The organism is Apibacter raozihei (genome assembly GCF_004014855.1).
In the GTDB taxonomy this organism is placed as follows: domain Bacteria; phylum Bacteroidota; class Bacteroidia; order Flavobacteriales; family Weeksellaceae; genus Apibacter; species Apibacter raozihei.
Window position 1 is genome coordinate 2,336,317 of sequence record NZ_CP034930.1, and the last position, 18,439, is coordinate 2,354,755.

Annotated in this window: 20 protein-coding genes; 11 read left to right on the forward strand and 9 right to left on the reverse strand. The window is 30.8% G+C overall.

Annotated elements, in window-relative coordinates:
• Nucleotides 1–513 (forward strand): DUF2867 domain-containing protein, encoded by a 513-nt coding sequence (locus EOV51_RS10375; RefSeq protein WP_128152459.1) that lies wholly within the window; start codon nucleotides 1–3, stop codon nucleotides 511–513.
• Between the two features lie 307 nt (nucleotides 514–820).
• Here the strand turns inward: EOV51_RS10375 and EOV51_RS10380 are convergent, their stop codons facing one another.
• Nucleotides 821–1,834: a chorismate-binding protein gene (locus EOV51_RS10380; protein ID WP_128152460.1), complete on the reverse strand. Its 1,014-nt coding sequence runs from the start codon at nucleotides 1,832–1,834 to the stop codon at nucleotides 821–823.
• A complete protein-coding gene (locus EOV51_RS10385) occupies nucleotides 1,834–2,268 on the reverse strand; it encodes a hotdog fold thioesterase (RefSeq protein WP_128152461.1) in 435 nt (144 codons plus the stop codon). Before EOV51_RS10385 ends, EOV51_RS10380 begins: the two co-directional genes overlap by 1 nt.
• Before the next feature lie 174 nt (nucleotides 2,269–2,442).
• Between EOV51_RS10385 and EOV51_RS10390 the strand changes: the two genes are divergently transcribed.
• Complete coding sequence (locus EOV51_RS10390; protein ID WP_128152462.1) at nucleotides 2,443–4,410, forward strand: heavy metal translocating P-type ATPase; 1,968 nt, start codon at nucleotides 2,443–2,445, stop codon at nucleotides 4,408–4,410.
• 49 nt (nucleotides 4,411–4,459) lie between these two features.
• Here EOV51_RS10390 and EOV51_RS10395 read toward each other — a convergent pair whose 3' ends face one another.
• Nucleotides 4,460–4,870, reverse strand: a complete 411-nt coding sequence (locus tag EOV51_RS10395; protein WP_128152463.1) for a hypothetical protein — start codon at nucleotides 4,868–4,870, stop codon at nucleotides 4,460–4,462.
• A gap of 66 nt (nucleotides 4,871–4,936) precedes the next feature.
• Complete coding sequence (locus EOV51_RS10400) at nucleotides 4,937–5,935, reverse strand: tyrosine-protein phosphatase (RefSeq protein ID WP_164875289.1); 999 nt, start codon at nucleotides 5,933–5,935, stop codon at nucleotides 4,937–4,939.
• Nucleotides 5,936–6,274: 339 nt separating this feature from the next.
• Here EOV51_RS10400 and pnuC point away from each other — a divergent pair, with 339 nt between their 5' ends.
• Both pnuC and EOV51_RS10410 read left to right on the forward strand, forming a co-directional pair.
• Complete coding sequence (gene pnuC, locus EOV51_RS10405; RefSeq protein ID WP_128152465.1) at nucleotides 6,275–6,892, forward strand: nicotinamide riboside transporter PnuC; 618 nt, start codon at nucleotides 6,275–6,277, stop codon at nucleotides 6,890–6,892.
• A gap of 37 nt (nucleotides 6,893–6,929) precedes the next feature.
• Complete coding sequence (locus EOV51_RS10410; protein WP_128152466.1) at nucleotides 6,930–7,178, forward strand: GlsB/YeaQ/YmgE family stress response membrane protein; 249 nt, start codon at nucleotides 6,930–6,932, stop codon at nucleotides 7,176–7,178.
• A 1-nt stretch (nucleotide 7,179) separates the two neighbouring features.
• On the opposite strand, the gene EOV51_RS10415 is transcribed toward EOV51_RS10410, so the two are convergent.
• The 3 genes from EOV51_RS10415 to EOV51_RS10425 are packed head-to-tail and all read right to left on the reverse strand — an operon-like array spanning nucleotide 7,180 to nucleotide 9,292.
• The gene (locus EOV51_RS10415) at nucleotides 7,180–7,596 is read right to left on the reverse strand and encodes a DUF4359 domain-containing protein (protein ID WP_128152467.1); all 417 of its coding nucleotides are present in this window, start codon (nucleotides 7,594–7,596) and stop codon (nucleotides 7,180–7,182) included.
• A 44-nt stretch (nucleotides 7,597–7,640) separates the two neighbouring features.
• On the reverse strand, nucleotides 7,641–8,654 hold the full coding sequence (locus EOV51_RS10420; RefSeq protein ID WP_128152468.1) for an NAD-dependent epimerase/dehydratase family protein: 1,014 nt from the start codon (nucleotides 8,652–8,654) through the stop codon (nucleotides 7,641–7,643).
• Between the two features lie 56 nt (nucleotides 8,655–8,710).
• A complete protein-coding gene (locus tag EOV51_RS10425; protein WP_128152469.1) occupies nucleotides 8,711–9,292 on the reverse strand; it encodes a Crp/Fnr family transcriptional regulator in 582 nt (193 codons plus the stop codon).
• 116 nt (nucleotides 9,293–9,408) lie between these two features.
• Here EOV51_RS10425 and EOV51_RS10430 point away from each other — a divergent pair, with 116 nt between their 5' ends.
• Nucleotides 9,409–10,575 (forward strand): MalY/PatB family protein, encoded by a 1,167-nt coding sequence (locus EOV51_RS10430; RefSeq protein WP_128152470.1) that lies wholly within the window; start codon nucleotides 9,409–9,411, stop codon nucleotides 10,573–10,575.
• Nucleotides 10,576–11,169 (forward strand): acyl carrier protein, encoded by a 594-nt coding sequence (locus EOV51_RS10435; RefSeq protein WP_128152471.1) that lies wholly within the window; start codon nucleotides 10,576–10,578, stop codon nucleotides 11,167–11,169.
• On the opposite strand, the gene EOV51_RS10440 is transcribed toward EOV51_RS10435, so the two are convergent.
• Nucleotides 11,155–12,153, reverse strand: coding sequence for an ABC transporter ATP-binding protein (locus tag EOV51_RS10440; protein ID WP_128152472.1), 999 nt, complete (start codon nucleotides 12,151–12,153; stop codon nucleotides 11,155–11,157). The genes EOV51_RS10435 and EOV51_RS10440 overlap by 15 nt on opposite strands.
• A 1-nt stretch (nucleotide 12,154) precedes the next feature.
• Nucleotides 12,155–13,180, reverse strand: a complete 1,026-nt coding sequence (locus EOV51_RS10445) for an iron ABC transporter permease (protein ID WP_128152473.1) — start codon at nucleotides 13,178–13,180, stop codon at nucleotides 12,155–12,157.
• A 94-nt stretch (nucleotides 13,181–13,274) separates the two neighbouring features.
• Here EOV51_RS10445 and EOV51_RS10450 point away from each other — a divergent pair, with 94 nt between their 5' ends.
• The 5 genes from EOV51_RS10450 to EOV51_RS10470 all read left to right on the forward strand — a co-directional run bounded on the left by EOV51_RS10450 (nucleotide 13,275) and on the right by EOV51_RS10470 (nucleotide 18,422).
• Nucleotides 13,275–14,666 carry an FAD-binding oxidoreductase gene (locus EOV51_RS10450; RefSeq protein WP_128152474.1) on the forward strand — a complete coding sequence of 464 codons (1,392 nt, stop codon included), beginning with the start codon at nucleotides 13,275–13,277 and terminating at the stop codon, nucleotides 14,664–14,666.
• A gap of 71 nt (nucleotides 14,667–14,737) precedes the next feature.
• Nucleotides 14,738–15,235, forward strand: coding sequence for an RNA polymerase sigma factor (locus EOV51_RS10455; protein WP_128152475.1), 498 nt, complete (start codon nucleotides 14,738–14,740; stop codon nucleotides 15,233–15,235).
• A complete protein-coding gene (locus EOV51_RS10460) occupies nucleotides 15,228–15,911 on the forward strand; it encodes a hypothetical protein (protein WP_128152476.1) in 684 nt (227 codons plus the stop codon). The genes EOV51_RS10455 and EOV51_RS10460 overlap by 8 nt, the downstream gene beginning before the upstream one ends.
• A 109-nt stretch (nucleotides 15,912–16,020) precedes the next feature.
• Nucleotides 16,021–17,862, forward strand: a complete 1,842-nt coding sequence (locus tag EOV51_RS10465; RefSeq protein WP_128152477.1) for a DNA topoisomerase IV subunit B — start codon at nucleotides 16,021–16,023, stop codon at nucleotides 17,860–17,862.
• Between the two features lie 173 nt (nucleotides 17,863–18,035).
• Nucleotides 18,036–18,422 (forward strand): hypothetical protein, encoded by a 387-nt coding sequence (locus EOV51_RS10470; RefSeq protein ID WP_128152478.1) that lies wholly within the window; start codon nucleotides 18,036–18,038, stop codon nucleotides 18,420–18,422.
• The last annotated feature ends 17 nt before the right edge of the window (nucleotides 18,423–18,439 follow it).

Below are 18,439 nucleotides of genomic sequence, written 5' to 3' on the forward strand. Positions count from 1 at the left end.
ATGAAAATCAAAACAGGCAAAGTAGCTGAAAAAGATTTGATAGCACAATATCTTCCATCTGACTATACAGAAGTTTTACAGTGCGTATTTTTCAGCGAAAAAAATATAACTCCCGACGATATTCAAGTAGCTTTTTGGACTAATTCTCCTCAATGGATAAAAAAAATGTTCAAATTAAGAGATATACTAGTAAAACCTTTGGGTATTAAACCCGGAAATGAAAATGATAAGCTTGAACTGGCAAAAAGCATACGTTTAGGAGAAAATTATAGATTTATAAGTATTCCCGCTAAATCTATACATGAAACTTTATTATGTATGAACGATAAGCATCTGGTTATGTATTTTTCTGCTAAAATCATATCTGAAACGGGAGATAAAAAAAAACTAACAATTACCACTCTTGTTAATTTTCATAATCTCTTGGGGCGGTTATATTTTTATATTATTTACCCTTTTCATTGTATCATTGTTAAAAGTATGATAAAAAATGCAGTATCCATAGTTCAATAAAAATATTTCTTATCTGGTATTCTAATTTAGATATTAATTATTTACGTTTAAAAATTCCGGAGTAAAAAAATGTGATAGTTATTCTGAAAGTAATAAAATATATAATTAATGGTAAAGTGTCATTGACTAATCATACTCTTTAGCAGCCTAATTAAAAATAAATATTAGAGAAAAACAAAGTTTACAAAATATAAGGTATTTTTCAAAGTGGAAGATCTAACAATGAATAGAAGTCAAGTTTTAACAAAAAAAATGTTTATTAATTTGTTTTAAACTAAGTTTGTTTGGATTACTGAATATAAGCTCACTATAAACTATCACTGATAAATTTGGCTTTAAATTCGGTTTCTTTCCATTCTTTTTCCGGATTACTCTGAGCAGTTATTCCGCCTCCCACAAAAAGTAAAGCTCCGTTATTATAAAGTTTAGAACATCTTAAATTTACATAATATTTTTCATAACTTTCTGTTTGAATGCCAATGTAACCGGAATAAAAATCACGAGAATAAGATTCTTCATTTAAAATAAATTCTTTGCTTTCCTTAGTAGGAAGTCCGCACACGGCAGGAGTAGGATGCAGGCCGGAAATTATATCTTTTATTTTTTGTTTATCCTCTAAAGGAAAAGAAAAATAAGTTACTAAATGTTTAACAATTCCCAGATGAAGAGATTCCGGTCCACGAATATTAAGAGGTTTAACAGATAATTTTTTAAGTTGCTTTAAAATATAATCCGTTACATACTGCTGTTCATCCTTTTCTTTAGTTTGCCATTCGGAACTCTCATTGTCGGGTAATGTACCGGCTAAAGCCATTGTAGTAAAAACAGAATTTTCCCAAGATCCTAAAGTTTCCGGAGTAGCCCCAAGCCAAACTTCATTTTTGTTCCAGTAGCTTAAATGAATAAAAGAATTAGGATATTGATCTGCCAGATATCTGAAAGATTTAAGAGGACAAATAGAGCTGTTTGAAATCCATATATCGCGGGATAAAACTATTTTATCCATATTTCCCAATTTCAATATAGATATTGCTTTATCAATTAATTGAATATAATTATCTATTGATATTGTTGAATTATCAATTAGACTTTCGGATAAATGAATTTCGTTAAGTTCAGATAATTCTGAATAGTTTAACGGAGTTAAAAAACTGAAACGGAATTCATAATTTTTTGATGAATCAAAAGAATGAAAAATATATTTATTTGCTCCTTTTTCATCCGGGATGATAAGATAAAACTTACTTTCCTGAGGGAATCTAATGAAAGCAAAAGGAGTGTCAGAACAAATGTGATCTTTAATTACATCATTGATTATCATTAGTCAAAATCTTTAATAGGAACGATTCGATTGATCATAGTTACGTAACAATTTTTGAAAGTTTCCCTTTCATTTTCATTGTAAATATTGATTTCTATAACCTGCGAAGAGTTTCCTTTGTTGATAAAACTAGCTATTGCTTTGATTTTTCCGGTTCTTACCGCTTTCAAATGGTATCCGTTAACCTGAGTTCCAAACACATAATATTTTTGAGGATCAATAGTCGTTAATGAAAGAACAGAGCCTACAGTTTCTGCTATTGCCAGGGATACACCTCCATGTAAAAAGCCCATCGGCTGATGAACTTTTGAAGTAACTTCAAGTTCGGCAGTCAGCGTATCACCTGTAAATTCCGTATAGACAATCCCTAAGTTCTCCATTAAAGTATCTTTAGAAGAATTATTTAAATGTTGAATTATTTCCTCGTTACTCATTTTTATGTATTTGTAAATTCAATACAAATGTAAAAATATTTAAGTTTACAAGTTTGAATTTATTCATCAGTCAGTATTTAAGATTATCACGTATTTTTATTAAAAATTAAATTTGCAATTGAGTTGCAACATACTCATAATATTTTTGTAGAGTAAACAAAAAAACTAATAGATATGGCTGTTAAAAAACATAGCTGTTCATGCTGTTCAGATATAAAAGAGCAAGTTTCTCATAGTCATGAAGGACATTCCCATGACCATGGTATAGATAAAGATATTAGTACAATGAAATTATTTTTACCTGCAATAATCAGTGCTGTTCTTTTATTGGCAGCGGTACTAATGGATTATTTACAGGTTGATTTTTTTCACTCATGGCTTCGATTATTATGGTATATTCTGGCTTATTTACCAGTAGGTTACCCTGTCTTTAAAGAAATGTTACAGGAGTTCAGGCACTACGATTTTTTCAATGAATTATCATTAATGTTTTTAGCATCTGTGGGTGCTTTTTATATAAAACAGTATCCGGAAGCAGTTGCAGTTATGCTTTTTTACTCTATTGGAGAAAATTTCCAGGGATTAGCGGTTGCAAAAGCTAAAAAAAATATAAACTCTTTGTTGGATCAAAGGCCGGATGAAGCTTCCGTTATAGAAAATAACACTGTAATAAAAATTAAAGCCAGGGAGGTTGCAGTAAGAGCAATCATGCAATTAAAACCAGGAGAGAGGGCAGCGCTGGATGGTGAATTGATTTCTGATTCGGCTTCGTTTAATACTTCGGCACTTACAGGGGAGAGTGCCCCGCAGACAAAAGAAACAGGCGATAGTGTTTTAGCTGGTATGATAAATCTGAATTCATCATCGTTAGTCAAAGTTACCACACCTTATGAAGATAGTAAGTTGTCTAAAATTCTTGATTTAGTGCAAAATGCAACCGGACAAAAAGCTAAAACAGAATTATTTATAAGAAAGTTTGCCAAAATATATACACCGGCTGTTTTTTTTGTGGCATTACTGGTTTTTCTACTTCCTTATTTTTTTGTTTCAAACTATCAATATGAAGATTGGCTCTATAGATCACTAATTTTTCTAGTCATATCATGTCCATGTGCTTTGGTTATATCCATACCCTTAGGATATTTCGGAGGAGTAGGGTTAGCATCGAGAAACGGTATTTTGGTTAAAGGATCTAATTTTTTAGATGCTTTGGTAGATGTAAAACAAGTAGTTCTGGATAAAACAGGAACGGTTACACAAGGTAATTTTTCAGTTCATAAAGTATCTGTAAATACTGAATATAATGAGGAACAAATACTGACCTGGGTTAATATCGCGGAATCTCAAAGTACACATCCTATTGCAAATGCAATTCATGAATACATAAATCAATCGCCAGATATATCACGTATAAAATCTATGGAGGATATACCCGGCAAAGGAATCAAGGCTGAAATTGATTCCTATGAAATACTTGCAGGTAATTTCAGATTAATGGACCTATATAATATAAAATATGATCAGGATTTAAAACAGATAGTTAACACAGTTGTATTGATAGCTGTTAATCAAAAATATGCAGGATATATTGAAATTGCAGATCAATTAAAGCCTAATGTTACGAATGATATACAGGAATTGCATGCAATGGGTATTAAAACAATCATGTTAAGTGGAGATAAAGATTCAGTAGTTCAAAATGTATCCCATGAAATAGGCATTGATCAGGCATATGGTGATTTATTGCCGGAAGATAAGGTAAACAGGATGAAGCAGATTAAACTGGATACTAATGGTAAAATAGCCTTTGTGGGAGACGGATTCAATGATGCTCCGGTCATTGCTTTAAGCGACGTGGGAATAGCTATGGGAGGTTTAGGAAGTGATGCAACCATAGAAGTTGCTGATATTATCATTCAAGATGATAAAATGTCTAAAATACCTTTAGCAATAAAAATAGGAAAAGCAACCAAAAGCATTGTATGGCAGAATATAATTTTAGCTTTTGGAATAAAAATAATAGTGATGATTTTAGGTGTATTTGGTAATATTTACTTGCTTGAAGCTGTGTTTGCTGATGTAGGTGTGGCATTATTAGCAATACTTAATGCCGTGCGTTTACAAAGAATGAAAATAAGGTAGATTCATGTATATAGAATATAGTAAGTCCTGCTTAAATTACAGCAGGACTTTATTCATATACTAATTGAGCTCTACCTTCAGTACAAACAACTCCGGTAGGTTGTTTTACCGAAGATAATGTGTCACAATCTGCAATATTCCATTTTTTTATAAATCTTATTTCAGCAGCATTATAGAGAGAAATCAAAGATTTGAAAGAAGTGGTATCAATACCTAACGGATACGGAATATATTTTTTTGTTTCCCCACAGGAATTTATACCAATTGCAGTAAATCCCCAGCTACTGGAATCAGTGCATTCCACTTCAGTCATCGAAATAATTTTATCATATTTTTTGTTTAACTCAACGGATTCTTCTTCACGGGTAATGAAGGGAGAATCGTCAGTCTTACAACTAATTAAAAATTGAAAGCAGAGTATTAAAAAGCAAGGTAATATTTGTATCAATTTTGATTTCATGGTCAAGAAATATTAATAAGTGACAAAAATAAAGCATTCTTGAATAAGAATGCTTTATACTGGAATTTAAAATAAATATTTTTGTTGTAACTCATGGATATTTACTTTCATTTCATCAATTAGAAAAGTTTTAACGCTCCCGTATTTCTTTTCCACTTCGTCTAATGCCGATTCTAAATATTCCGGCAAGGTAGTATATAAAAATTTATTGGCTGGATTTTTTTCAAATAAAGATTGATATTTTCCTGCAAGATACTCATTCGAAGCCATATAATCCTCTAAAATGGTTTCCCGGGGAATATTCAGTGCGGATAAAAGAAGAGCAGCGGCAAGACCCGTACGGTCTTTTCCTGCAGAACAATGAAAAAGTAAAGGTAAATTTTCATCGTGTTGTATTAAATCAAAAAATTTCCTGTAAGTTTCAATGTACTCCGGTTCAGTAACAAACAAGCGGTACAGATGTTTCATGGCATCAATAACATCTTGTTCCGAAGTAAGTTTACTTCGTCCAAATGCCTGTAAAGATCCCGGATCAATAATTAAATTGATATAATTTTTGACAGACTCAGGGATACGGTCCGGTAACAGGTTACATTCTTCTTCACATCTGAAATCTACAACTGTAGTAATAGGTATGCCAGACAGATAGTTTAAATCATCTTCCGTAAGATTATACAAATCATCAGATCTGAAGAAATATCCCCATTTAATATATTTACCATCACATGATTTTAATCCGCCTAAATCTCTAAAATTAAATCCTCCTTCCATTGGTAAAAGATTTTCTGAAAGAAAAGCAGAACCCATTTCAGTCACAATTTTAAAATAACTTCTTTGGGAAGGATTTATATATAATGGATATACCCCTAAATCTTTTCCTCGTGCAATAGGGGTTTCCATATCTATGCTTTCCGGTGTGTTTCCAGCATACAATACCCACTCACAAGGTGCATCAATTATTAAAGATGCAGCCTTGGTATTTTTATCTCTAAAAATAGAGGCTTTCGTATGCATATCAATTATTTCGGAATTCAAATAATTTTTATTCAGGCTTTCTTCTTTCATATTCATAATAGTTAAATTATAGTATCAGTCATACTTACTATCAAACTTTTTGCCATGTTACTGTATATTATTAAACATATTGATAGTAAAAACATTTATTTTTAAATTATGTATAAAAATAAGAAATGTTTTTTAAGTAAAATTATTATTATATTTGAATTTATAAAATAATAAAGGGGGTGCTTAAACATCAAGAAAAAAATAATCTTTTTTTCTTGAAAAATGGCTGAGATTATACCCATAGAACCTGTACGGATAATGCCGGCGTAGGGAAAATATACTACTGCATTTTGTTTCCGTTCCCTTTATTAGATAAAGTGTAAACTATATAGATTAAATATGTTAGAATTAATAAACCATTGGGGAATTGGTATAAAAGAACAAATTCATCAAATTTCTATATGGGAAGGTATAGGCGTATCTTTCGGAGTAGCTGAGGTATTGTTTGCTAAGAAAAATAAGGTTTGGCTTTATCCGTGCGGGATCACCAGTATTATTATTACAGCGTATTTATTTTTTCATGCAGGTTTGTATGCTGAAATGTTTTTGCAGACCTATTATTTTTTTATGAGTATTTATGGTTGGGTTCTTTGGTCTGAAAAAAAGGGACAAAGACTAACCGTTGAATATTCATCTTCTTTAGAATGGGAAAAAGCCTTTGCCATAGTTATTAGCGCATGGGCAATACTTTATATCTTATTACTTTTTTTTACTAATTCAGATGTTCCTTTTTTTGATTCCTTAGTAAGTGCATTTGCCTGGTCCGGTATGTGGCTATTGGCTAAACGTAAAATTGAAAACTGGATATTTTTAAATGTAAGTAACCTAATTGCAATTCCTTTATTGATACACAAAGGATTAATATTATATTCTGCATTAACTTTGTTTTTATTCATTATTGCTGTTTTTGGTTATGTTGAGTGGAAAAAACTCATTGAAAAAAGGACAGCTGATTAAAAAAAATTATATTTGTAGTGTAATATAAATGTAAAATATGAATTGGATTTGGTCAATAATTATCGGAATACTGGCTGGCTTTTTAGCAGGTGTGTTGATACGTGGTAGGGGGTTTGGCTGTCTTATAAATTTATTGGTAGGAGTTATAGGAAGTGTCTTGGGAGGTTGGATATTCAGTTTATTAAATATATCGGTGAGCCACGGTAGTAAAATAGGAGTTCTTACAACTTCTACCGTTGGAGCTATTTGTTTACTTTGTATTGTTTCTTTATTTAAAAGAAGATAATTTAGTTATTAAAATATTTTAAAGCTTCATCTTTAAAATTCAGTTTTTGAAGTTCATCTTCAACTTGAGGAAACAGGTATACTTTATTAAATATACCAAAACCAACGGTTTGCCATTGATTTTGATATAAAACTCTTAAGGTAGAAAATAAAAAGAAATTTTTTCTTTCAAATCTTTTATCAATTATTTCATCTACGAGACGATCCTGAACAACCGGAATGAAATTTTTACTTAATTTTCCAAACAATTTGACATTAGGATCTTCTATCTTATCAAGTTCCTGATTTAATTTTTCATCAAATATGGTTATAACTTTGTTTTTAATAAAATCTCGACAACTGGTTTCATCAGGATTAGTAAAATATAAAGCACTAGTGATAACTAATAGTAAGATTAAAAATATATATCTGAATTTCATAAGCCAAAAGTATTTAGGCAAATATAAATACTTTCAAATTAACATTAATTAAGAAGTTTAGATTTATACCTCCACATATATTCAAAAGCATTTTTTAAGGTAAGTTCAGGAGATGTGGGGGAAAACTTTAATTCAGTTCTTGCTTTAGATATATCAAAATCCTGTACCAATCCGTAAAACATAGAAATTTCCTTCTCTGTGATAGCCGGGGCCTTTTTTGTTATTTTTGAAATAATACCCAGGCTATAACCTAACAAATAAAGGATCCATTTAGATATTTTTATAGGCTTACTAATATTGAGTTGAGGTAGAACCAAGTTTGCAATTTTTATAGTATCAGTAATAGACATTCCTTTTTCATTGGCAATTATATATCTCTCGCCATTTTTACCATTAATTGCAGCAAGATAACAACCTTCTGCTACATCTTTTACATCTATCCAGTTAATGTTGATGTGAGTTTCAATTGGAAGTTTATTTTTAATTATATTTTTTAATATTTCATTAGAATTACTCAATCGGTCAATAATTTCACTTCCAATCATAGCACTAGGCAAAACAGCAATAAGTTCAATATTATATTTTTCAGCTAATTTGAAAGCTAACTGTTCGCTATCGTTTTTAGAATTGTAATACATATCTCTTCGATCTGTGTTATATCCCGATTTTTCATTGATAGGATAAGAAGAATAGTTTAAACTGGCAATAGAACTTACATAAATTATCCGTTTCACACCATTTTCAGCAGCAGTTTCCAATGTTACTTTACATCCATTCATATTTACATCATAAATTTCACTTTTAGGATTTTTAGCCCAGAGCTTAAAGACGGAAGCAACTGCAAAAACAATTGTTATACCCTTCATCGCTTTGCGCATCGCCTCTTGGTCAGTTATATCAGCAATAACAACTTCGCAACCGGTATTTTCAAGAAGTTTTTTAAATTCAGGCTTACGGATTGAAGCACGTACTCGATATCCTTTATTTACAAGAAGTGTTACAAGATTATACCCTAAATGTCCATTAGCCCCCGTAACCAGAATAAATTCATTTTTCATTTTTTTTCATATTAATTTTACAAAAACAAAATTCTGAACAATTAAAAAAAATGCAATTAACAATTGTTAAGCAAATTTTTACGAATTCTACTTAAACTACCGGGTTTAATTCCTAAATATGATGCAATACATTGCAAAGGAACATGTTCAAATATATCAGGCTGATTCTCTAATAATTGTAAATATCTGGATTGCGCATTCATAGAAGTCATTTCTATAATTCTTTTTTCATGAAATGACATAGATTCCTGTAAAACTAACAATGCATAATTTTTCCACAAAATACTTTGCTCGGTTAAATTTTTATAGTCTATTCTTGAAATACGGAGAAGTTTACAGTCTGTGAGACATTCAATTGAAGCAAATGATGGATGTTGATTTAGAAAATCTGAAAAAGAACAGAAAAAATCGGTAGGGCAATTTATATGTTGCGTAATATCATTTCTATTACTATCATAATAAAACAACCGTAAGTAACCAGAGTTGATATAATATAAATATTTGGGAATATAATTACTTTCTTCAATTACAGTCTTTTTATTATAAAATACGGGCTCAAATAACTGTTTACCTATATTATAATCTCTCTCTGAAAGTTGTTTAATTTTTGAAATATCAGTAAATAATTTTTGATACATTTATTTTATATTTTTTAAAGTAATTTAAAAGTATAATAAAATATTTAACTTTCAAAATAGATAAAAATTCACTATAATTAGGTAAAAACTTATATTTTTGTGTAAACGATAAAAAAATGGGGAAATATAATTTTGATCAAATCATAAACAGAAAAAATTCAGATTCATTAAAATATGGCGTTTTAAAAGATAGATTTGGAAGAGATGATTTGCTTCCTTTGTGGGTTGCTGATATGGATTTTTTATCTCCTCCGGAAATTACGCAAGCACTAGCCCAAAGAGTAGAAGAGGGGGTTTTTGGATACTCTTATGCTTCTTCCGACTACTATCAGTCTATAATTAACTGGCAGAAAAAGCAGCATCAGTGGGAGGTTAAAAAAGAAGAAATCAGTTACATTCCCGGTGTAGTTAAAGGAATTGCTTTTGTTTTAGAAGTTTTTTCAGAAAAAGATGATCAAATTATTATACAGCCTCCGGTTTATCACCCTTTCAGAATTATATCATCTTTACATGACAGAGAAGTCATTAATAATCCATTAATTTTTAATGGAGAACAGTATCAGATGGACATCGACGGACTTGAAAAATTAATTACACATAAAACAAAAATTTTAATTTTATCCAACCCTCATAATCCGGGAGGCAGAGTATGGAGTAAAGAAGAACTTACTAGATTAGCTGAAATTTGTTACAAACATAAAGTCCTTGTTATATCAGATGAAATACATTCAGATTTGGTTTTATATGGTAAAAAGCATATACCGTTTGCATCCGTATCCGAAGAAGCTGCCCAAAACAGCATTACACTTAATGCTCCTTCAAAAACATTTAATATAGCAGGAATAGTGACATCCTATTCTATCATTAAAAATAAACAACTTAGGGAAAAGTATCATAAATATTTAATAAGTAGTGAACTAAATGATGGGACTATATTTGCATATTTAGCTTTACAGGCAGCTTACGAAAAAGGTGAAGATTGGATGATAGAACTAAAGGCATATCTGGAAAAAAATATAAAATTTGTAGATGAATATTTAAAAAAGAATATTCCTCAGATAAAAGTAATAATTCCTGAAGCCTCATTTTTGCTTTGGTTGGATTGCCGCGATTTAAATTTAACTCAGGCTCAACTTACATCATTATTTATAAATGAAGCACATTTGGCACTTAATGATGGAGCTATGTTTGGTAAGGAGGGAAAAGGTTTTATGAGATTAAACATAGGATGCCCTCAATCGGTATTGGAAAAAGCTCTTCAACAATTGAAAGAATCTGTTTAAATGGGCTTGGATACAATTGAAATAATTGTACAGATTGAAAATTGTTTTGATGTAGTGATTACAGATGAAGAGGCGGTACGTACTTATACTGTAGGAGATATTGCCGATTTAATATACATGAAAAAAAAGATACAGATTTATACTACAGATATTTTTCGTGAATTATATTTTAAATTGAAAGAACTTTTTGTGAATAATGGAGTAAATGAGAAAATTATTTGTGTTAATACAGAACTCACTGAACTTATTCCTCAAGGAGATTTAAAATTTTATGAAAAATTAATTAAAAAACAATTAGATTTACTTCCCCCTCCGATAAAACTAAAATATAATCTTCCTAGAGAAGAAGGTGCATATCAAGGGTTAATAATTAAAATTTTTAAAAGAAATAAACAATTACGCAGCTATACTTTAGCTCAATACATACATTTTTTAATATCTGTAAACTATAAAAAATTACTGAATCCCAATCATCTGCATTCTCGTTACGAAGCAGAAAGAATCGTTTGTATGGTAGTTAGTGATTGTACTGGAATTCCGGTAAGCAAAATTGAACTGCATTATAAGATTGTAGAAGATTTAGGAATCGAATAATTTTTTTAAGTGGTTGCGGAGATACAAAATAACTTTTTCAATACTGGGGAAAGTTAAATTTTCTGTTTTAAAATGAATGATATAGTTAGAATTTAATTCTGAGATAATAATTTCCGAAGATTCATGAATAGTAAATCCATTTCTAACTAAGGCTTTTTTTAACCAATAGATTGAATTACGATTACCCTCAAGTCGAACAGTTAGATGATTTTCAGGTTTATTTATTTCATACTCCTGGTTTTGATAATTAAATTTCATATCAGACGAAACAAAATAATCAAGAACATTTTCATTAAAAGCAACGTCTTCCGTGTAACCGGAAATCCATTGCTGATCTTTGATGAGCCAAAGTTTATCGGATATGGAAAGTCCCAGTGATAAATCATGCGAAGTAAAGACAACGGCTTTTCGTTTATCTTTAGCATATTCTCTGATTAATTTTATAACTTTCAATTTATTAGCAATATCCAGATGAGAAGTAGGTTCATCAAGAATTAATAAAGGACAATCCTGAATTATTGCTCGTGCTATCATAGCTTTCTGAAGGTTTCCATCTGAAAGTTCGCAAGCGTAATTAGTAGTATAAGGAGTCAGTTCAAACAAATCTATAATAGAGTAAATAGTTTCTGTTTCCTTTCGGGTGAGTTTTTGATACCATTTTTTATAAGGAAATCGTCCAAGGCTTATCAAATCAAACAAACGTAGCGAAGGACCAATCGAATTTTGGGAAAGGACCACAGATATAAATTTACTTAAATCTCCGGAAGAAATATGATAACTGTTCTGCCCCATAATTTTTATGTTCCCTCCCATACAAATAAGTTCCTTATATATGGTTTTTAATAAAGTAGTTTTACCTGACCCGTTTTTTCCGGTAAGCAGAATGACTTCTCCAGGGTTTGCTGTAGCATTAATATCTTTGAGTATAGCTTTTTTATAACCTATGGATAAATTATTTATTTCCAGTATTGCAGGAGTGTTCATACTATAATGAATAAGTTTTGAATTTATTTTTAACAATCATAAACAGTATAGTAGGAATTCCTATTAATGAGGACAATATATTCACGGGTAATTGTGTTTGCACGATAATTAAACTGATTAGCAGCATAAATCCCGTTCCGCACAAAATGTTTAGTATCATTTGTTCCCATAAAGCTGCCGGATTCCATAACAACCTGCAAAAATGAGGAATTATAATGCCTATAAATACAATAGGTCCCAGCATAGCTGTAGTACTACCGGTTAACAGGCAGATTGAAGTAATAATTAATAACTTTAAAATAGTCATATTTACACCTAGTATACGAGCATAGTTGTTTCCTAATAGAAAACCGGTTAAATTTTTTATTGATAAAAAAGCAGGAAGCAGACCCAAGCAGATACAAAAACCGTAAACGATAATTTGCACTTTGCTTAATCCTTCAAACGATCCGAAAGACCATACAACATATTGTTTTAACGCTTCCGATTCGGAATAAAATTGTAATGCTCCAATTACAGATCCGCAAAAAGCAGAAATGAGAAAACCAACAATTATAAAAGTAGAAGTATCCCTCATATTTTTCGCAATAAATAGTAAAAGTAGAGACACAGAAACCGAACCTACGAGAGAACTTAAAATTAGTATCCAGCCACTGAGCCACTCAAAATTAAATAACAGGGCAGGTACTCCTGAAAAAATAATGAATGCTACTGATAAAGCCGAGCCGGAAGATATACCCAGTATAGAGGGTTCTGCTAGGGGATTTTTAAAAAACTCTTGTAATAAAAATCCGCTGACAGGAAGTGAAATTCCAGCAAAAAATACCGCTAAAGTTTTATATAAACGATAAGTTACGATTAATTTTTTCGTTTCTTCAGAAGTATAAAATAAATCAGAAAATTTTATATTTTCAAAACCGCTCAACAGATTAGCAAAAAAAAGAAAAAGGCATAAAAGACCTAATGCACTTAATAGCAATATAAACTTCTTAGAAAACATAGCAACAAAGATAATAATTCTATACATTTGATATTAATATTTACATTTGCCCCAAATAATAGTTTACAACTAAATTGTAAGTTAACAAATTAGACAGCAAATAACTACTGAATTACAGACAATGATATCAAAACATATTAAATATTTTAAACAAATTATAGGAGAGCAGTTTTGTTATGAAGATACCGATACATTAGAAAATTACTCCTATGATCATACGGAAAATCTCAAATATTTACCCTCAGTAGTCTTAAAACCGGCTAGTTCACAAGAAATATCAAAAATTGTTCAATATTGTAATCATCATAACCTTTCCATTGTGCCCAGATCGGCAGGAACCGGTCAAATGGGAGGAGCATTACCCATCAATAAAGCCGTAATACTATCCTTAGAAAGGTTAAACAATATTATTTCTATTGATACATTAAATTTTCAGGCAACAGTAGAAGCAGGAGTAATAAATCTGGATTTACAAAAAGCATTGGAACCTTACGGATTATTTTACGGTCCGGATCCCTCCAGTTGGGGAAGTTCTTTTATCGGAGGAAATATTGCTACCAATGCAGGGGGATTAAAAGCTGTAAAGTACGGAGTAACTTCAGCATCAGTTTTAAATCTTGAAGTGGTCTTGCCTAATGGCGAAATTATATGGACGGGAGCAAATACTTTAAAAAATTCTACCGGTTACAATCTGACTCAACTATTCATAGGTAGTGAAGGGACTTTAGGTATAGTAACAAAAGCGGTGGTTAAAATATTATCTAAACCTAAAACTGATATTACCTTGTTAATACCTTTTCATTCATTGGATGATTGTGCTAAAGCAGTTGCAGATGTTTTTAAAGCAGGTTTACAACCCTGTTCTATAGAATTGATGGAAAGAAATGCACTAGAGCAGGTGAAAATATTTCTGAAAGACAACTCCATCCCTTTACAAAACAACGTAGAAGCACATTTATTAATCTGTTATGATGGGACTACTCAGGAAGAACTAATGCCATTGATAGAGAAGACAATCACAGCTATTGAACAGTATTCTACAGAAGAAATTTATTTTGCCGATAATGAAACTGATAAAAACAGATTATGGGAGATGAGGCGCAAAGCTGCAGAAATAGTAAAACTAAATGGATTTACAATAGAAGAAGATACCGTAGTTCCACGTTCTGAAATGCCTAAATTAATTAAATTTGTTCGAGCATTGGCTAAAGAGTATAACACTCAGGTTGTTTGTTATGGACATGCCGGTGATGGAAATTTGCATATACGTTTTAATCATCCCGAATTTAAGAATTCTTATCAAAATCCATTGATTAACGATATGCTTACTAAACTTTTTCAGTATATATATTCTCTTGGAGGAACCATATCCGGAGAGCATGGAATCGGATTAATACAGCAATCATTTCTACCCATTGTTTTTTCAAAATCCAATTTGAATATTCAGAAAAAAATTAAAGAAGCCCTGGATCCGAAAAATATTATGAATCCCGGAAAAGTAATTGATTATTAGCAAAGATCATCCTATATTTGCTTCTTTATAGTTTAATATATTTACTTTAGTCATCTAATTTTATAAAAATAGTGCATAAAACTGAACTTGAATTTTCTGAACTTATTGAAAAAAACCAGGGAATCATTCATAAGGTATGTAGAATATATACCACAAATAATGAAGATTCTCAGGATTTATTTCAGGAAATTTTACTTCAATTATGGAAATCTTATAAAAGCTTTAAAGGTAATTCCAAATTTACTACCTGGATGTACAGAGTATCCCTAAACACGGCTATCACTCTCTTTAGAAAATCAACTCGCAGTGTAGATACTCAGGAAATTGATAATTCTCTCTATAAATTATCTGAAGACACGGAATATTCGGATAAACAAGAACAAATAGGCTTGCTATACGAAGCAATTAAACATCTTTCGGATATAGAGAGAGCATTAGTGCTTCTTTATCTTGAAGATTTGCCATACAAAGATATCTCAGAAACGTTAGGTATTTCTGAAGTAAACGCGAGAGTAAAGATGAACAGGGCAAAAAACAAATTAAAAGAAATAATGAGTGCAGATGAGTAAAGAAATTGATATTGATAATTTAAAAAAATTCTGGAAAGAACAACCAGCTTCAGATAATCATTACTCGAAGGAACAATTGCTTCAAATGATTAATAAAAAGTCAGGTAATAATATGAAATCCATTATTATTATCAGTAGTATTGAGTTTATACTACTGATGATATCTCTTATATTTACCTGTATTGATAATACATATTTGATAGGCAGCCTTGATATGGAAGCTAAGGAAATTTATTCCAGAAATTTACAGATCAGTCGCCAACTATTATTATTTGATATACTCATATCTCTTCTTTTCATTTACTTTTTTGTTAAAACATATAGACAAATCAATATTTTAAATTCAGTTAAAGAATTAATAAACAGTATTTTAAGATTCAGAAGATATGTTACCGGATTTATAGTTATTAATATTATACTAGGAATGTTTACTTTATTTCTTACCGGATTTTATGATTTTGTATATAGTCTCAAAAGAACTTTCGGAGTAATTCAGAATGATAATATAGGAACGCAAACCATACATTCGCCTGTTAACTCACCCGAATACACGTTTTGGTTTATCATAATCTGCATCATAATTTTTATAATCATGTTCATCTATTATGCTGTCATATATGGAATATTTTTAAGAAAATTAAAAAATAATCTAAAAGAACTTCGTGAAATTGAATAAATAAAATAAAAATAGGGGTTTTTTATATAAACATTTTGTTTATTTTTTGTTTGATTCCCTACTTGAAAAAACCAATAAAATATTGTAATTTTGTAGCACAGGATAATACATGGCTTCAACATCTCAACAATATACAGAAGAAAATATTAAAACCCTTGATTGGCAGGAACATATACGTATCCGCCCGGGGATGTATATCGGAAAATTAGGGGATGGTTCTTCTCCTGATGATGGTATCTATATTTTGCTTAAAGAAATTATTGATAATTCCATTGACGAATACGTTATGGGAGAAGGTAAGAGAATAGATATTTCTCTGGAAGACACCCGGGTGAAAGTAAGAGATTATGGTAGGGGAATTCCTCTAGGAAAGATGGTGGATGCTGTATCTAAAATGAACACCGGAGGGAAATATGATTCTAGAGCATTTAAAAAATCCGTGGGATTAAATGGAGTAGGTACCAAGGCAGTAAATGCTTTAGCCTCGTTTTTTAGAGTAAAATCTGTTAGAGACGGAGTAACAAGAGTGGCTGAATTTTCTAAGGGTATATTAACTGAAGAAAGTCCGGAATCGGATACTAAAGAACGCAGAGGTACAGAAATTTCTTTTGAACCGGATGCCTCTATTTTTAACAATTTTAAGTTCAGAAGGGAGTACATAGATAAAATGTTGAAAAACTATGTATATCTAAACCCCGGACTAAAAATATATTTTAACGGAGAAGAGTTTTATTCAGAAAACGGTCTTCAGGATTTACTTCAGGAAAATATAGAAGGAGATGTTGTCTACCCTATAATTCATATCAAAGATGAAGATATTGAAATTGCATTATCGCACAGTGAACGATCTCAATCCGAAGTGTATTTTTCCTTCGTAAATGGTCAGCATACAACTCAGGGTGGAACGCATCTTACCGCCTTTAAAGAAGCATACGTAAAGACTATACGTGAATTTTTTAATAAAAATTATGATGCTTCTGATATAAGAAAATCTATAATTGCAGCTATTTCCATTAAAGTTATTGAACCTGTTTTTGAATCACAGACCAAAACTAAATTGGGAAGTAATGAAATGGGGCCCGGATTAACTACGATCCGAACCTTTATGAATGATTTCCTTAAAAAACATCTGGACAATTTTTTACATAAAAATCAGGAAGTAGCAGATGCTCTACAGAGAAAGATAATTATTTCAGAAAAAGAAAGAAAGGAACTTTCAGGAATTCAGAAGTTAGCCCGTGAACGAGCTAAAAAAGTAAGTTTACATAATAAAAAGCTGAGGGATTGTCGCCAGCATTATAACGATCAAAAATCACTCAGAAAGCAGGAATCAACTATTTTCATCACAGAGGGCGACTCCGCTTCAGGTTCTATTACAAAAAGTAGAGATGTTGAAACTCAGGCAGTTTTCAGTTTAAGAGGTAAACCCTTGAATTGTTATGGACTTACCAAGAAAATTGTATATGAAAACGAAGAATTTAATTTGCTTCAGGCAGCATTAAATATAGAAATAAGTCTGGAAGATCTAAGATACAACAATGTTGTTATTGCTACAGATGCTGATGTAGACGGAATGCACATTCGATTATTAATGATTACTTTCTTTTTACAGTTCTTTCCGGATTTAATTAAAAACGGTCATTTATATATATTACAGACCCCGTTATTCAGGGTCAGAAATAAAAAAGAAACCCGTTATTGTTACAGTGATGAAGAACGAATGAGAGCATTAAACGAACTAGGGAAAAATCCTGAAATAACCAGATTTAAAGGATTGGGTGAAATATCTCCCGATGAATTTAAAAACTTCATAGGTAAAGACATGAGACTTGAACCTGTTATGCTTACCAAAGATACATCCATAGATGAATTACTGGATTTTTATATGGGTAAAAATACACAAACCAGACAAGAATTTATCATTAATAATCTGGTAGTTGAAGCTATTTAAAACAACATTTACTAAGAACAAATACACTATAAAGCAAAAAAGATCGACATCAATTTCTTTATGCTATGAAATTACAAACAAAACAAACTAAAAGTAAAATTACTATTGTAAACATTATTTTATTAATTATTTTTTTTACTAGCTTTTTTTTCTCATACATGGATATTCAAGTCATGGAAAAAAACGATGAGATTATTTGCTTCGTAAGCTTTATATTATTAATTTATTTATCTTATTTGGGGTGCTCTTTCTTCAGATACGATAGTGGAGGAGAAACATTAATTCTTCAAAATCAGAAAGCCTTACCCTTTTCTTTTCTTGTAAAAGAAACGCAATCTGATTTTCCTAAAAGAAAATTAGTCAACTATAAAGTGGTTAATAAATTTTTATTCAAACGAAAGCTTGAAATATACATTACTAGTAAAAGAGTATCATCAGGAATGACTAAAATTTCTTTTGACATTTCTTATCTTTCATCAAAAGAGGTGAAAAATCTTAAAATATCTTTAGATAAAGTAATGAAAGAAAATTCACAATATCAAGATGCATTAAACGTATAACCTTTAAAATTAAAGAG

Excerpts from the sequence above, each read along its gene's own strand:
- EOV51_RS10375 (WP_128152459.1), top strand. The coding sequence starts at position 1 with ATGAAAATCAAAACAGGCAAAGTAGCTGAAAAAGATTTGATAGCACAA.
- EOV51_RS10380 (WP_128152460.1), bottom strand. The coding sequence starts at position 1,834 with ATGATAATCAATGATGTAATTAAAGATCACATTTGTTCTGACACTCCT.
- EOV51_RS10385 (WP_128152461.1), bottom strand. The coding sequence starts at position 2,268 with ATGAGTAACGAGGAAATAATTCAACATTTAAATAATTCTTCTAAAGAT.
- EOV51_RS10390 (WP_128152462.1), top strand. The coding sequence starts at position 2,443 with ATGGCTGTTAAAAAACATAGCTGTTCATGCTGTTCAGATATAAAAGAG.
- EOV51_RS10395 (WP_128152463.1), bottom strand. The coding sequence starts at position 4,870 with ATGAAATCAAAATTGATACAAATATTACCTTGCTTTTTAATACTCTGC.
- EOV51_RS10400 (WP_164875289.1), bottom strand. The coding sequence starts at position 5,935 with ATGAAAGAAGAAAGCCTGAATAAAAATTATTTGAATTCCGAAATAATT.
- pnuC (WP_128152465.1), top strand. The coding sequence starts at position 6,275 with ATGTTAGAATTAATAAACCATTGGGGAATTGGTATAAAAGAACAAATT.
- EOV51_RS10410 (WP_128152466.1), top strand. The coding sequence starts at position 6,930 with ATGAATTGGATTTGGTCAATAATTATCGGAATACTGGCTGGCTTTTTA.
- EOV51_RS10415 (WP_128152467.1), bottom strand. The coding sequence starts at position 7,596 with ATGAAATTCAGATATATATTTTTAATCTTACTATTAGTTATCACTAGT.
- EOV51_RS10420 (WP_128152468.1), bottom strand. The coding sequence starts at position 8,654 with ATGAAAAATGAATTTATTCTGGTTACGGGGGCTAATGGACATTTAGGG.
- EOV51_RS10425 (WP_128152469.1), bottom strand. The coding sequence starts at position 9,292 with ATGTATCAAAAATTATTTACTGATATTTCAAAAATTAAACAACTTTCA.
- EOV51_RS10430 (WP_128152470.1), top strand. The coding sequence starts at position 9,409 with ATGGGGAAATATAATTTTGATCAAATCATAAACAGAAAAAATTCAGAT.
- EOV51_RS10435 (WP_128152471.1), top strand. The coding sequence starts at position 10,576 with ATGGGCTTGGATACAATTGAAATAATTGTACAGATTGAAAATTGTTTT.
- EOV51_RS10440 (WP_128152472.1), bottom strand. The coding sequence starts at position 12,153 with ATGAACACTCCTGCAATACTGGAAATAAATAATTTATCCATAGGTTAT.
- EOV51_RS10445 (WP_128152473.1), bottom strand. The coding sequence starts at position 13,180 with ATGTATAGAATTATTATCTTTGTTGCTATGTTTTCTAAGAAGTTTATA.
- EOV51_RS10450 (WP_128152474.1), top strand. The coding sequence starts at position 13,275 with ATGATATCAAAACATATTAAATATTTTAAACAAATTATAGGAGAGCAG.
- EOV51_RS10460 (WP_128152476.1), top strand. The coding sequence starts at position 15,228 with ATGAGTAAAGAAATTGATATTGATAATTTAAAAAAATTCTGGAAAGAA.
- EOV51_RS10465 (WP_128152477.1), top strand. The coding sequence starts at position 16,021 with ATGGCTTCAACATCTCAACAATATACAGAAGAAAATATTAAAACCCTT.
- EOV51_RS10470 (WP_128152478.1), top strand. The coding sequence starts at position 18,036 with ATGGAAAAAAACGATGAGATTATTTGCTTCGTAAGCTTTATATTATTA.